Below are 13,975 nucleotides of genomic sequence, written 5' to 3' on the forward strand. Positions count from 1 at the left end.
TACCAATTCCCAAATACCAATCCCCAAATACCAATCCCCAAATACCAATCCCCAAATACCAATCCCCAAATACCAATCCCCAAATCCCAATCCCCAAATACCAATTCCCAAATACCAATCCCCAAATACCAATCCCCAAATACCAATCCCCAAATACCAATCCCCAAATACCAATTCCCAATCAAATGGCAATACAATTGAAACTAAAGACTTTTTCGCCCAATCGCTGCCATCATGACATCAACGCCAGCTCAATGTGAGAACCTACAAGCCCAAGTAGATAGTCTTCTACAATTATTGCATCAAGAGCCATTCCTACGAGCATCCCAGGATATCACCTCTGTTCAAGCCTCTCTCCTAAAAGCAATTTCTCCCACATTTGAGATTGTCTTTGGGGGTGCATTTAGTGCGGGGAAATCGATGCTGATTAATGCACTATTGGAACGGGAACTGCTTTATAGCGCCGAGGGACACGCCACAGGTACAGAATGTTATATCGCTTATGCGGATATGGATCAAGAACGAGTGGTGTTGACGTTTTTGAGTGAAGTAGAGATTCGGGAACAGGCGGTAGCACTATGTCAGAAATTGGGATTATCCGCCGCCGCGAAAGCTGCGAATCATATTCATAAACCTGAAGAAATTAATACTCTACGCCAAGGATGTCAAGAGATTATCCAGCAGGAAGGGGGAGAGAGTAAATCAGAACGCGCCAAACAAGCAAAGGCATTGGACTTGCTAATGGCGGGGTTTTTGGCAAACCGCGATCGCATCCATTCTAGCAGCCATGGGACTTATTCGATGGAGCAGTTTGATTTTTCTAATCTCAAAGAAGCGGCGGGTTATGCACGTCGGGGGAGTAATAGTGCGGTTCTCAAGCGGATTGAATATTATTGCCATCATCCCCTATTACAAGATGGTAATGTTTTGATTGATATGCCAGGAATTGATGCGCCTGTTAAGCAAGATGCCCAGTTAACTTATACCAAGATAGAAAATCCAGACACCTCAGCCGTGGTTTGTGTGTTGAAACCAGCCTTAGCCGGGGATATGACAACCGAGGAAACGCAACTGCTGGAGACAATTCGCAGTAATCCAGGAATACGCGATCGCGTATTTTATATTTTCAATCGCATTGATGAAACCTGGTATAACAGCCAACTGCGACAGCGGTTAGATGAGTTGATTCGTAGCCAATTTTGGGATACACCCAAGGTTCACAAAACCAGCGGATTACTGGGATTTTATGGCAGTCAAATCAAGCATACCAGTGGACGCGATCGCTTTGGCTTAGATTCTATTTTAGCAGAGGCTGTTAGAGGAACGGGTATTCAAGAGGAAACGCCACAATTCGTAAATGAGTTTAATCGTTATTGTGGTTCCGGTAAATTAGTTGGTAGTGAGTTTAAAGCCTCTGTCAGGGGTTATGAAACCCCAGCAGAGAACTATGTACGGATTCTCAGTGAATGGGGAATGCCACTCATTGAGAAACTTATTCGAGATAGTGGAATTGAAGAGTTTCGCACATCCATTACTAGCTACCTCACCGAAGAAAAGCGTCCGCAGTTATTTGCCAATCTAGCTGATGACTTACAACCCTTATGCATTAATCTCAAGAAACATTATCTGGCTATTCAGCGAAATTTAGACAGTCAACCTCACGAAATAGAGGCGATGAAAGCCCAGGAGTTAGAACGGCTGAATCAGGAATTGCAGCAGGTAGGGAGAGAATTTTGTATTCACATTGCTGAAGAAGTAAATCAGGCGGTAACCAATAGCTGTAATGCCTTTGAGATAGAATTTCACCAACTCCAAACTCAAATGATTCAACGCCTCGATGAATTACTCAATACATTCTCAGTAGCCCAAGCCTATAGTCGTGCTACTCGCAGCCATCCCCGTAATGCAACCGCACCTTTAATTGCCGTTTTAGTCGAGGCGCTTTATTATTTGGCGAATCAGTTAGAAGATGTTTTAGTCGAAGCATCTCAACAGGTAGCCTCTCACTTTTTTGCTTATCTGATGGAACAAATACGCCGCAGTGATTATTACAGTCAACTCTATCGATTATTGGGAAATGATGGCGGAATTGAGCAACAGTTAAAGGCGGTGGAAAAGCTAGTCTGTCAGGCGTTAGCCAGTGAAGCGCGAACAGAGTGTGACAGATATGTGCGAGAAAGTCCCCGTTTTTATGATGAAGGCACATTTTCAATTTATCAATTCCGGCAAACGTTACAGCAAACCTCACAGGGGTATGATGCGGAAAGTATGATTGAAGCTGAACCTGCGATTCGGCAGTTATTGAAATTAGATTTTGAACCCAAAGTCTCAAAATCTATTCGCCGCAATTTCCGCCAAACGGTTAATCAAACTCTGAAAACGATGTTATTACATAAGGCAGATGAACAGGCGGATCGTATTTTACAGCAGTATCCCAATGCTCGTGCGTATTTAGAGCAAACCTTGGAAAAAGAAGCGGAGGAGAAAATTAAACAGAATCAGCGAATGCAAGAGGAAGTTGAGCAAAAGATTGTGGATTACAATCAAGCCGTTGCTGGGATTAATTATTGTTTACAGGCGATGAAGTTAGACAGGCATCATCAACTACCGACAATTGAGGAGTCAGATTTAAGTATAGTGCTAATTTCAGATGAAGTGGAAAACTTAGCTGAGAATACAGTGGTCTCAGCAGATTCTGATCTACAATGAAACAAAAATAAGTTTGCTTGAAAGTCTAGAACTAGATATGACCGATCAATTTAAGCCGTTAGATGATGTCGCTGAAGATCAACAGACTGTTTTGTCCTTTGACAATTCTATGTACAAAGTCGGAGAATTTATGAGAGAGATGAAGAGTGCATTGCCAATTCCCATTTATTGTAGGGGTACAAGGCTTGCGCCCGAAACGCCCATGAACAGCAGCAAGGCAAAATTCAACTGATACTTGACATGGACGATAATTTCAAACTACTGGATCTTAATGATGAAGATGTTTTGTATTTTAGTGATGATTCATTATTTAAATTTGGTTATTTTAAGAAAAAAACACAAACTGAAATACAAAATAGAACAACAAGTCAAAGAACAATAAATGCTATAAGAAATCAGTTTACAAACTGGAGCATAAATAATTTACAGGGATGTCAGGCAAACGATATAACCATAAAATTTTTATTGCCCAATGATGCAAAAGAGTGTGAAATTTTAAGATTGGGCTATCAAAAATGGCAAAAATGAAAACTTCTGATTGAAGTAGATTTGAACTATAGTGCTGTTTCTGATGAACCTAACAATCAACCACAATGGGAAATTCAGGAAATGAACTTCTATTTTAAGCCTGATGAACCCGAAATTCCCCAGCCAGAATCGCCACTTGATGATTTGCGTCAAAGGATCAACCAAGAAAATCAACCATAAAACCAATAAACAAAACACCACCAATTCCTATTTATTGTAGGGGCGCAAGGCTTGCGCCCGAAACGCCATAAAATCAATGAAAAAAACACCTCGAATTCCCATTCCTCCAGAAGTGAGAAACTATGTTTTTGAACGCGACAATTACAAATGCAAAAGCTGCGGTAAAACCCACCTAGACACCCAACTCCAAATTGATCATATTATTCCCCTTGCCCGTGGAGGTCAAAATGATATTAGTAACCTACAAACTCTCTGCCGTTCCTGTAACCTCAAGAAAAAACATCATCTCGATCCTCGCTTCCGGCGTCACTTCAGTAGTTAGATAGTATTGTTAAAGTTCATATTTAACTAGAGTTGATAATAACACCAAAACTATAGCGTTTCTCATCAGAATTAGGTGCTTATTTGGGGGCGTAAGCCTTCATCAGTGTTTACTTAAAGCTAGAACCGTTACTTAAGAAGAGATCCCCCCTAGCCCCCTTTTTAGATCCCCCTCCCGTCCCCCTTTTTAAGGGGGAAGCCAGATGATGCTTCGCTTTTTGTTCCATGGGGAACTTAGGGGAATATCCTTATCACATCATCCAGCCGGTATTAAACGATAGGGAATTGAAAGTCCAACTTTCTTTTTAGATGGTTCCAGAGGTTTCCTGCAATGTCTTTACAATATTTTTGCTCTGTTCTGGTTCCTCTGAGGGAAATAATAACGGGGCAATCCAACCGAATAGAATCCCGCCAATGACCACAATTTCCACAACAATCAGTAGCGTATTTCGTTTCATCTCATGTTTTTCTAAACAGTTATCATTTCCCCGTTTCCTGTTCCCTATCCTTACCACAACACTTATTCAGCAACCCCTAAGTATTCAACCGGATGTGATATTACCTATCTTGGCGCCGACCGAATGAACGCAGTGTCTGAATCCACTTTTTGGGAGAATCGTCTGGACGATAGTTTAGCTTAAATATGGATATCCATAATGGTAATCCTCCTACCTTTGCACTAATTAATAAGTGAATAGCTAAACATCCAACTAATATCACCCATCCCGTTAAGTGTAAATAATACCAGATATGATTTAATTCCCCATTGGGTAACCATTCTTCTTTGATCATACTGCCAGTCATCAAGGAAAAGGTAATGGCTAATAACATCACCGTATTAATAATCCGATGCAGGCTATACCAACCGATAGGTTTACCCAATTGTCTAAGTTTTTGAAACGAATCGGGTTGAATGAGGCGTTTAGACCCTAGATGAAAACTGTATAATGCAAACGCTGGCATTACCCCTAGGAGTAAGGTTTTGCCAAATGTACCATGAATGCCAATAATATCTGGAATTTGGGGCAGAGACAGTTGTCCGAATCGCCCATCATAGGTATCATAAACCCAGTAGGAGGTGATGATAGCTAAAATGGCAATCAGAGCATTGACACCATGCAACAGTCTCAGAAGTAAGGGTTGATAAGGGGTAGCACGAGACATGGTTCAGGTTATCTCGATCAAAATACTCATATAGAATAACACTCGCCCTGACAATATGAGTCAGGGCGGGTTTTGTTGATCCTTTCGCAGTTATTAAGCTGTTCGCTATTTAAACCTTAATGTCAACAACTGCAAAATCGTTGTAAGGTGAGCCTCTATCCCAATTCACAGGGATGGAAACTGCGTCACATGCGCCACTGCTTGCAGGGTGAGTTGACCTTCTTGGACCTGCAAATGATGCATACGTAGCGATATCCCTGGCATCTCAAAGTGACTCAAGTGTAATATTTTACCCGCCTTGGTTACTAATGCTTGAGTGAATTCTGGTGAGAGTTCTTTTCCTTGGGCGTATTCCACCTTCTCTAGTACCACGCTGCGCCCGTCATCACTCACTCTAGGAGTAGTGGTGAAGGACACTCGTTGAGTTTCATTACTTTGAGCTAGCCGGACGTCAGCATCAAAACCAACTCGACCTTCGGCTAAGAGGCGACAGTGTACCTGCTTGACGTTGAGAGTTTGCGGCTTACCATCCACCTGAACCTTGAGTGAGCGAAGCTGAATCCCTAATACATCTGAGTTGAAGGCACGGTTGAGATCAGCCTGAGCAATCACAATCCGTGCTGTTCCCTGAGTCGGTTGGGTCAGTTCAATGTTGCCCGTTAAGGCTTTGAAGGGAGCAACCGCAATGGTTTCTAGCCGGATAACCATCTCTTGTAGACGGATATCGTGTTCCATGATTAACCCCTCACCGTAAATCGCCAGGGATTCTAATTGACCCTTGGCTAACAGGGAAGGGTCTGTTTTAACTCGCACCTCGAGTTTTTTGGCATCATTGATTTGGCTGGAGAGCGCCAGCGTCGCAATTCTGTTCAGGGTCTGTTCTCCAAGGCGGTCTAGGGTCAGCACGCGATCGCTCCTTTATCAGCCGTGTTATCTTCTCATTATATTAAGAAACGTTAATTTGTGGAGCTACTCTGGGAGAGAAACACAGGCAGAAAATGAATGGAAAAAGAACAATTACAAAATCTTGACCAGCTTAGGATTCAATTTGTCCGCCTTCTCTGGTGCGACAATGCCAATATTATCCGGGGCAAGGCAGTCCACCGAAAAGCCTTATCCGAATACCTCATCCATGGTGTGGGTATTTCTGCGGCTCAACAAGCCATTCCGGTTATGTATGATGCGCCTGTTGCTGGGAGTGGGTTTGGACCTGTGGGGGAAATCCGTCTCGTGCCAGACTGGAGTACGCTGAACCCTTTACCCTATTGCCCAGGTCATGCCCGTGTCATGGGCGATATGATCCTAAATGGTGTGCCTTGGAGTCTTTGTCCACGCAATTTCCTCAAACGCATGATTGCAGAGGCTAACCAAGAGGGGTTAGAGGTGATTGCCGCATTTGAGAATGAGTTCTATCTCTTGCAGCGAAACGCTGAGGGCATTGTACCTGCGGATGAAACAGTATTTGCCTCGACGATGGCAATGGATTTGCATCAAGGGATTATTGATCACATCGCGGCAGCTTTGATTGAGCAGGGAATGCTAGTTGAACAATATTATCCCGAATCCGGTTCCGGTCAGCAGGAAATCTCCATCCTCTACACCAACGCCCTAAGTGCGGCAGATCAACAGATTGCCTTCCGGGAAACTGTCAAAGCGATCGCTCTCCAACATTATCGTATCGCTTCATTCTTACCGAAAATCTTTGCTGATCAAGCGGGTAGCGGGTGTCACCTACACCTGAGTCTCTGGCGAGAGGGCAAAAATCTCATCCCCTATCCAGACGGAAATGGCGAACTTTCGGATATTGCGCGTCATTTTATAGCTGGAATTCTGCACCACCTACCAGCCCTGATGGCATTGACAACACCCACTACCAATTCTTACCGTCGCTTGCTACCCCGGTGTTGGAGTGGGGCATTCCGGTGTTGGGGATTAGATAATCGGGAAGCGGCTGTGCGTGTCCCTACCCATCCTGAACCCCTGAGTCCGTCTCATTTTGAATTCAAAACCGTGGATGCTACGGCGAATCCCTACTTAGCATTAGGGGCAACGATTGCAGCGGGACTTGATGGTATCCGCCAAGGCTTAGAACTGGCAACGCCTGTATCGGTAGATCCGGGTACGATGACAGATGCTGAACGCCAAGCGGCTAATATTGAACGATTGCCCAGTACGTTAGCTGAGTCGATAGAACAGCTTAGAAATGACTCGGTACTCCTCGACGCTTTGGGTGAAGAGTTGGCTCATGTTTATTTAGCAGTACGACAAGCCGAGTGGGAGGCGATGATGGGTTTCGATTTAGACGCCGAAGTCAAGCTTTTATTAGAGCGATATTGAATTGGCACAGCTAAGGTGGGCAATGCCCACCCTACTGTAACTTCACAAATTTTTAATTAAAGCATTATAGCCAGAGAGACGCGCCATGGCACGTCTCTACAAAAGATATTTGTGTCTATCCAACCGATCAGGATTTATTCAGAAACGCCTGAATTTGACCAATAGCCGCTCCAGCAATGTTGAACAAAGCCCAACTTGCGGCTAAGAGGATAGGCAACAAGACAATGAGTAACCGCCAATCCATAGTTTCACCTACCTCGCTTAATGCTCAAATTTATTTGACAATCTCCCTTCTGGAAGAAGGAAGATTCTATGGAAATTTCGTTCCATATATCCCGATAAACGGGTTCCCAGGCACACAACGTGGGTCCTTTAGGGGCGCTGTGTTATCTCCTTAAAACCCTGTCAATTCAGAGTTGGGCGTTTCAAACAGCTCTTGCTGTTTGGGTTTCGCCGAGTCCCGGCGTACCTTATCGAATCAAGAAATCTCTGACTTTGCAGCCATGAAAAATCTTGCCCTATTGTACCAGTTGACAGCGAATAAATTCGCCGCGTCGGATTTCATCTCCGATTTGAAAAATACGGGGCTTCCATCCTCCCGCTCTTTATCTGTGAAGGATTCTCATATCATAGTTTTAACCAAATTATGCGCCCAAAAGTCAATAGGTAGCAAGTTTTTTTTCAACGTCGGTAAGCATGTCAGTCTCCACGTTCTTATTCAGATGAGTGAAACCCCAAATCTGTGCCTTTTCCCCCATGAACCAAAGCTAGCTTTTGGTAGCGCCGCGCATGTTCGATTAATTCAGCCGCCTCAGTTTCAGAAATATCACGGACTTTTCGCGCCGGAATGCCAACTACCAGCGATAAAGGGGCAACATCTTTGGTCACCAATGCCCCAGCACCGACAACGCTGCCATATCCTACCCGCACACCATCTAGGACAATCGCACCAATCCCAATCAGACATCCCCGTTCAATATGGGCTGAATGGACGACAGCCCGATGTCCAATTGTCACATGGTCTTCCAGAATTGTCGGCTTACCTGGATCACCATGTAAAATAGCGCCATCCTGAATATTGGTGCATTCACCAATTTCAATGCCCTCGACATCGCCCCGAACCACAGCGCCATACCAAATACTAACTCCTGGCGCGATCGCGACTTTACCCATAACTACCGCATTGGGCGCAACAAAGGCGGCTTGAGACAAATCAACAGCAGACCAATAGGAGGGAGTTGCAGGAAACTGGGGATAAGAATCAGTCACGATTGCCTATAAAACAGATGAGTGTGTTCGAGCGTATTCTATAATTGATGAAGCCACAGATATATTTATACAGGTACTAGCGCAATCGCCGAATGAATGACGATACCTTCAACCCTAGATGATTAATCCTAGTTTACAGTACCCCATATTCGGTTCAGAGATTCAATGTCCTCACTGTCGGCAGTCTATTCCGGCATTGACATTGACCGATACCTATTTGTGTCCCCGGCATGGCGCTTTCGAGGCAGACCCCAAAACTGAAGAACTCATCCATTTACAATCGGGGCGTCACTGGCGTCAATGGCAGGGTGAATGGTATCGTCAGCATACCCATCCAGATGGGATTCGCTTTGAAATTCACGAAGCCCTTGATCGCCTGTACACTCAAGGCTATCGGGCAACACGGGTGATTATTGCCAGTCGCTATCGAGACTTAGTTAGCGCCTATCTGGAACGAAGTACCCCCTGGCGCGGACAATCTGAACCGGGACGTCCCCGACTTTATGGCTTACCCGTAGCATTTAGCCCTGATCCAGGCGAGGAACCCTGTTGGGAAGTGATTAACTTCAATTTGGAAAAAGAGCCAGGAATTCCAGTACGCTATCCTTATTTTCGATTATTTGAGTAAGTTTCATTGGTCATTGGTCATTGGTCATTTGTCATTTCAGGACTTACGCACAAACGCCATTTATGGTAGGGGTACGGCAATGAAAGAGCCCCTATAGGTAGCGCCTGTACCGTCAAGAAAACGGAAGTCCTAATTTGTCATTTGTTTGCTTCCCTATCACTAAGTCGGGGCGGGTTTAGTTAAGTTAGGAGTTTGAGTTGAAGTGTTAGTGGTAAAACCCGCCCCTACAGAGATCAACAATTAAAATCATTTGTGAATCATGCATCATGCTTCAATTCGCACGGCTGATATTCATCGCGCGATCGCGTTCTACGAACAATTAGGTTTCACAATCTCCGAACGCTTCACGGCGGGAATTACACTCGCCTGTTGGATGGAGGGATTAGACGGACGAATTGAACTGATTCAAATCCCTGAACCTAAACCTGCACCCGATGCTTTTGGTGACGAACATTATGTCGGTTACTATCATCTTTCCTTTGATCTCACTGAAACAGTTGCCGATTTACCCAGTTGGCTGGAATCGCTACAACAGAGCATGGAGGAAGCATCGAGTCAAAATCCGGATCAGTTTCAACCCCTGAAAATTCTTTTAGAACCCACTCAACAAATTATCGGCGATCGCGTGTACGAGGTAGCTTTTATTGCGGATACCGATGGATTACCTTTGGAATTTATCCGAGTCTTGGCAACCCGCCAAGGATAAGTAGGTCGGTGGAAATAAACTTAACTATGTTAAGTTATGGAAATATCTATTAAACCCTTACAAATGACAAATGACAAATGACAAATGACGATCTCCACCGTTAACTTTAATTGTCAGGGTCTTCCGTACTTAGTGTGATAAGCTATCAGCTTAACATAATAGACTTGCTAGTCACGGTATCCGTAAATCTGTAGGGGCGGGTTTCACTGCTATCTGTTCAATTGCACCTAGATGGAACTAAACCCGCCCCGATTGGCAGGTTTCATGATTTCCTGTGAAAAGTTAGAGTGTGGGTTTCGACTTCGCTCAACCCAACAAATTAGGCTACAGTTATTGGTGGGTTACGGCGGATATTCAATTAAAGGTTTACTTGAGAAAGAGTATGACCGCCTAACCCACTCTACGGATATACCCGGATTGAGATGATGAATTAACATAACAGTATTCTTATTTTCGGCACTGCATATTGAGGCTCAAGGGTACTGACTTAAGGCTGGTGGGCAATGCCCACCCTACGGGATACCCAGGGTTTCGGCGACTCGGATTCTCTGAAGTGCCTCTAGAGGGTACAATGCTCAAATCAAAGGAGCAGTATTATTAACCGTATGCCTGGGTTTCATCTTCTAAATCGCTATTTCTTGCCCATTCTACTTTTTAGCTTGTGCCTTAGCGCCGTGCTGCTCTTCTCTAATACAGCAACTTTGAGTCAAACTCCTCTACCCAACACTAACTCTGATTCCTCATTGTCTCTCACTGAAACGGTTCGCAAAACTCTACTGGACAACGGTTTAACCGTTCTCACCAAAGAAGTCCATTATACCCCTGTTGTCACTGTCCAGGTATGGTATAATGTTGGTTCGCGCAATGAACCGCCAGGATTAAATGGAATCTCGCACCAGCTCGAACATTTAATGTTTAAAGGCACGACCAATCGCCCGATTCAATTTGGTCGCTTGCTGAGTGCTTTAGGCGCAGAATCCAATGCCTTCACCAGTTACGACCAAACGGCATATTACAACACCGTTAAGCGCGATAAACTCGACGCCCTGCTGATTCTAGAAGCAGATCGGATGCAAAATACCCAGATTAATAGCGAACAACTCGCGACGGAGAAAAGGGTGGTCATCTCAGAGTTGGAAGGGTATGAAAATGACCCAGAATATCGCCTTGATAGTGTGGTCATGGGGCAAGTTTTTCCTGACCATGCCTATGGTTTACCCGTTGGTGGTACTCAGGACGATGTGGAACGTTTTACCCTGGAACAGATTAAAGGTTATTATCGCACGTATTACAGTCCTGACAATGCCACTGTGATTATTGTTGGTGATTTTGAAACCGACAGGGTTCTGAATGCGGTTAATCAGTATTTTGGTACAATCGGTGTCAGTCAGCAGGATTTAGACAGGGTGGGTTCCAATACGGCAAGGGATAGAGGATCAGGGGGTGTAGGGGCGGGTTTGACGGATAACTTATGGCGCCAAACCGATAACTTGACTAAACCCGCCCTTCTAGGGGAAGCAGCGGAGAATCCTGTGATTTTGCAACAACCCGGTAGTGCGGCGCTGGTGCAGGTGGTTTACCCTCTACCTGATATTAATCACCCCGATGTTCCGGCGATTGATGTGATGGATTACATTTTGACATCGGGACGTAGTTCTCGTATCTATCAAGCCTTAGTGGAGTCCGGATTGGCAAGTGATGCGGGGGGGTATGCCGCGAATTTCCGGGATAAGGGCTGGTATGCTCTATTTGTTACGACTGATCCAGGTGAAGATCTTAACGCGATTGATAACGTCCTGCAAGATGCGATCGCGTCTTTACAAAACCAAGGCGTGACTGATGCTGAACTCAACCGCGCCAAAGCTCAACTCAAAGCAGGACTGATTCTAGAAAACCGCGATGTCACGAGTCAAGGGTTTCAATTAGGGGTGGATCACACCACGGCGGGGGATTATCGCTTCATCGATTGCTATTTAGCCGCCATCGCCCAAGTATCAAGCCAAGACGTGCAGCGCGTTGCCCAACAGTATCTTACTCCGCAACAACGTACTGTTGGCTTGTTTAAACCGACTCAAATTCAGGATGAACCCAGTCGCGGTATCGGTAGTTTTAGTAAAACAACTGAACATTTTTATGCTGAGTCTCCAGCCGAACCCGCAGAAGTCGCCCAGTATTTGCCCCCTGTCGTTTCTGATTCAACCTTGGCAACAAACCAACCCCTACCCGAACAATTTATTTTAAACTCAGGGATACAGGTGCTACTTTTGCGCGATCGCAGTACGCCAACGGTGACTTTAAATGGATATATTCCAGCAGGGAAAGTCTATGATCCCCCTCAAAAGTCGGGTTTAGCGGAACTCACGGCTGAAAATCTGATGAATGGAACTCAGACTCAGGATGCGTTGATCCTTGCTCAACGTTTAGAAGATCGGGGCATTAATTTAGAATTTTATACGGCGCGGGAAGGTACATTTATAAGTGCTAGTTCTCTATCTAGTGATCTGTCTTCTTTAATTCCAATCCTCAGCGATGTTTTGCAACAGGCTACATTTCCGGCGGAACAATTGGAATTAAGCCGTCAAAGGGCATTAACCGATCTGCAAATCGAATTAGATGACCCCGCTTCTTTGGCACAGCGTACCTTAGCCCAAACCCTTTATCCAGAAAATCATCCCTTTCACAGTTTCCCGACGTCTGAAAGCCTGAGTCAAATTACTCGTGATGATGTAGTGCAATTCTATCAGGAGTATTATCGTCCTGATAATACCATCCTGACGCTGGTTGGGGACTTTGAACCCCAGCAGGTACTATCACTCCTAGAACAGGAATTCAGCACTTGGACAACCACAGGAAAGCCGCCTCAGTTAACGATTCCTGCGGTTGAGCTACCTTCTAGGGTGGTGCGTCTCAATCGAGTGTTACCCGGGAAATCCCAATCGGTGACGTTTATGGGTACTGACGCGATTAATCGCACTGATCCGCGATACTATGCGGCGTTAGTTCTCAATCAAATTGTCGGTGGCGATACTTTAGCCAGTCGTTTGGGAACCGTGATTCGCGATCGCTTAGGCTTAACTTATGGGATTTACAGTTCCTTTCAGACAGGAATACACGACGGTTCCTTTGTGATTGAAATGCAGACAGCCCCCGAAGATGCTCAAGGTGCGATCGCGAATACGATTAATTTACTGCAACAGATACAGGCGCAAGGAGTTACAGCAACAGAAGTAGCTACAGCTAAACGCTCAATTACCAGCCAATATCCAGTGACACTTGCCCATCCTGACAACTTAGCCCAAACCATTCTCGACAATCAAGTTTATGGGTTAACCTCCAATGAACTGCGGGAATTTGTCCGTCACATTGAAGCGGTTAGCTTAGAACAAGTCAATCAGGCGGCGAAAGAATTACTCCATCCTGATAATCTGGTAATCGTAACAGCAGGTTCAGTATGAGGCTAATAAAAATGTCCTTAAATCGTTTCGTAGTAGGGGTTTTAGCCCCAAATAGTCACCTCTGGCAAAATCAATGGCTTCGCCGATGCTTAACCGCAATCATTGGACTAATTCTAGGAATTAACGTAGTATGCTTCCCAGCGATCGCGGCGACTTCAGCCATAGAGGTCAACGTGAGTTTAGGCAATCAAGCGGATGAATTGAAGTTCTTCCCCAACCAATTTGAGTTTATCGCAGGTAAACGCTATAAACTGTTGCTAGATAATCCCAGTCCCCAAAAGCACTACTTCACCGCCAAAGACTTCGCTGATGCGAGTTGGACTCAAAAAGTTGAAGCTGCCAAAGTAGAGGTTAAAGGGGCAATCCATGAACTGGAACTGAAACCAACTGGTGAAGCTGAATGGGTATTTGTGCCGATGAAACCGGGAACTTATGAACTCCATTGTTCAATTCCTGGACATACAGAAGCAGGTATGGTAGGAGAAATTACAATAAAACCTTCATAACGAGTTAAGTTAGCAGTTAGCAGTTATCAGTTATCAGTTATCAGTTATCAGTTATCAGTTAGCAGTTAGCAGTTAGCAGTTAGCAGTTAGCAGTTAGCAGTTATCAGTTATCAGTTATCAGTTATCAGTTATCAGTTATCAGTTATCAGTTATCAGTTATCAGTTATCAGTT

14 protein-coding genes and 1 pseudogene are annotated in these 13,975 nt (G+C 44.7%); 9 read left to right on the plus strand and 6 right to left on the minus strand.

Features of this window, described 5'->3' with window-relative positions; translation table 11 throughout:
- Nucleotides 1-192: pseudogene (locus tag ACLGGO_RS32380) on the minus strand (exodeoxyribonuclease V subunit gamma); the annotation flags it as partial.
- Between the two features lie 42 nt (nt 193-234).
- Here ACLGGO_RS32380 and ACLGGO_RS32385 point away from each other — a divergent pair.
- From ACLGGO_RS32385 to ACLGGO_RS32400, 4 genes are all read left to right on the plus strand, one after another.
- A complete protein-coding gene (locus tag ACLGGO_RS32385; protein ID WP_446422396.1) occupies nt 235-2,709 on the plus strand; it encodes a dynamin family protein in 2,475 nt (824 codons plus the stop codon).
- Nucleotides 2,710-2,949: 240 nt separating this feature from the next.
- Nucleotides 2,950-3,237, plus strand: a complete 288-nt coding sequence (locus ACLGGO_RS32390) for a KGK domain-containing protein (RefSeq protein ID WP_446422397.1) — start codon at nt 2,950-2,952, stop codon at nt 3,235-3,237.
- A 21-nt stretch (nt 3,238-3,258) separates the two neighbouring features.
- Nucleotides 3,259-3,417 (plus strand): hypothetical protein, encoded by a 159-nt coding sequence (locus ACLGGO_RS32395; RefSeq protein ID WP_446422398.1) that lies wholly within the window; start codon nt 3,259-3,261, stop codon nt 3,415-3,417.
- 76 nt (nt 3,418-3,493) lie between these two features.
- The gene (locus ACLGGO_RS32400) at nt 3,494-3,739 is read left to right on the plus strand and encodes an HNH endonuclease (protein WP_446422399.1); all 246 of its coding nucleotides are present in this window, start codon (nt 3,494-3,496) and stop codon (nt 3,737-3,739) included.
- A gap of 304 nt (nt 3,740-4,043) precedes the next feature.
- Here the strand turns inward: ACLGGO_RS32400 and ACLGGO_RS32405 are convergent, their stop codons facing one another.
- The 3 genes from ACLGGO_RS32405 to ACLGGO_RS32415 form a co-directional block, all read right to left on the minus strand.
- Entirely contained in the window at nt 4,044-4,196 is a 153-nt protein-coding gene (locus ACLGGO_RS32405) for a hypothetical protein (protein WP_446422400.1), read from the minus strand.
- A gap of 100 nt (nt 4,197-4,296) precedes the next feature.
- Nucleotides 4,297-4,902, minus strand: a complete 606-nt coding sequence (locus ACLGGO_RS32410) for a cytochrome b/b6 domain-containing protein (protein ID WP_446422401.1) — start codon at nt 4,900-4,902, stop codon at nt 4,297-4,299.
- 165 nt (nt 4,903-5,067) lie between these two features.
- Nucleotides 5,068-5,808 (minus strand): LmeA family phospholipid-binding protein, encoded by a 741-nt coding sequence (locus ACLGGO_RS32415; protein WP_446422402.1) that lies wholly within the window; start codon nt 5,806-5,808, stop codon nt 5,068-5,070.
- 96 nt (nt 5,809-5,904) lie between these two features.
- Here ACLGGO_RS32415 and ACLGGO_RS32420 point away from each other — a divergent pair, with 96 nt between their 5' ends.
- Nucleotides 5,905-7,239 (plus strand): glutamine synthetase family protein, encoded by a 1,335-nt coding sequence (locus ACLGGO_RS32420; RefSeq protein WP_446337894.1) that lies wholly within the window; start codon nt 5,905-5,907, stop codon nt 7,237-7,239.
- A gap of 127 nt (nt 7,240-7,366) precedes the next feature.
- Here ACLGGO_RS32420 and ACLGGO_RS32425 read toward each other — a convergent pair whose 3' ends face one another.
- Nucleotides 7,367-7,483, minus strand: a complete 117-nt coding sequence (locus ACLGGO_RS32425) for a photosystem II protein Y (RefSeq protein WP_446371788.1) — start codon at nt 7,481-7,483, stop codon at nt 7,367-7,369.
- 470 nt (nt 7,484-7,953) lie between these two features.
- Nucleotides 7,954-8,508 (minus strand): gamma carbonic anhydrase family protein, encoded by a 555-nt coding sequence (locus ACLGGO_RS32430; protein WP_446422403.1) that lies wholly within the window; start codon nt 8,506-8,508, stop codon nt 7,954-7,956.
- 118 nt (nt 8,509-8,626) lie between these two features.
- On the opposite strand from ACLGGO_RS32430, the gene ACLGGO_RS32435 reads away from it, so the two are divergent.
- The 4 genes from ACLGGO_RS32435 to ACLGGO_RS32450 all read left to right on the plus strand — a co-directional run bounded on the left by ACLGGO_RS32435 (nt 8,627) and on the right by ACLGGO_RS32450 (nt 13,803).
- A complete protein-coding gene (locus tag ACLGGO_RS32435) occupies nt 8,627-9,136 on the plus strand; it encodes a TIGR02652 family protein (RefSeq protein ID WP_446337891.1) in 510 nt (169 codons plus the stop codon).
- Nucleotides 9,137-9,395: 259 nt separating this feature from the next.
- A complete protein-coding gene (locus ACLGGO_RS32440; protein WP_446422404.1) occupies nt 9,396-9,842 on the plus strand; it encodes a VOC family protein in 447 nt (148 codons plus the stop codon).
- A 701-nt stretch (nt 9,843-10,543) separates the two neighbouring features.
- Nucleotides 10,544-13,297 (plus strand): M16 family metallopeptidase, encoded by a 2,754-nt coding sequence (locus ACLGGO_RS32445; RefSeq protein ID WP_446422405.1) that lies wholly within the window; start codon nt 10,544-10,546, stop codon nt 13,295-13,297.
- Between the two features lie 11 nt (nt 13,298-13,308).
- Complete coding sequence (locus ACLGGO_RS32450; protein WP_446422406.1) at nt 13,309-13,803, plus strand: plastocyanin/azurin family copper-binding protein; 495 nt, start codon at nt 13,309-13,311, stop codon at nt 13,801-13,803.
- Nucleotides 13,804-13,975 lie beyond the last annotated feature (172 nt).

It is taken from the genome of Coleofasciculus sp. (assembly GCF_046565525.1).
In the GTDB taxonomy this organism is placed as follows: domain Bacteria; phylum Cyanobacteriota; class Cyanobacteriia; order Cyanobacteriales; family Coleofasciculaceae; genus Coleofasciculus.

Bases quoted from the DNA above. Each gene is read 5' to 3' on its own strand.
- ACLGGO_RS32435 (WP_446337891.1), top strand. From the start codon at position 8,627: ATGATTAATCCTAGTTTACAGTACCCCATATTCGGTTCAGAGATTCAA.
- ACLGGO_RS32450 (WP_446422406.1), top strand. From the start codon at position 13,309: ATGTCCTTAAATCGTTTCGTAGTAGGGGTTTTAGCCCCAAATAGTCAC.
- ACLGGO_RS32410 (WP_446422401.1), bottom strand. From the start codon at position 4,902: ATGTCTCGTGCTACCCCTTATCAACCCTTACTTCTGAGACTGTTGCAT.
- ACLGGO_RS32405 (WP_446422400.1), bottom strand. From the start codon at position 4,196: ATGAAACGAAATACGCTACTGATTGTTGTGGAAATTGTGGTCATTGGC.
- ACLGGO_RS32390 (WP_446422397.1), top strand. From the start codon at position 2,950: ATGGACGATAATTTCAAACTACTGGATCTTAATGATGAAGATGTTTTG.
- ACLGGO_RS32440 (WP_446422404.1), top strand. From the start codon at position 9,396: ATGCATCATGCTTCAATTCGCACGGCTGATATTCATCGCGCGATCGCG.
- ACLGGO_RS32420 (WP_446337894.1), top strand. From the start codon at position 5,905: ATGGAAAAAGAACAATTACAAAATCTTGACCAGCTTAGGATTCAATTT.
- ACLGGO_RS32400 (WP_446422399.1), top strand. From the start codon at position 3,494: ATGAAAAAAACACCTCGAATTCCCATTCCTCCAGAAGTGAGAAACTAT.
- ACLGGO_RS32425 (WP_446371788.1), bottom strand. From the start codon at position 7,483: ATGGATTGGCGGTTACTCATTGTCTTGTTGCCTATCCTCTTAGCCGCA.
- ACLGGO_RS32385 (WP_446422396.1), top strand. From the start codon at position 235: ATGACATCAACGCCAGCTCAATGTGAGAACCTACAAGCCCAAGTAGAT.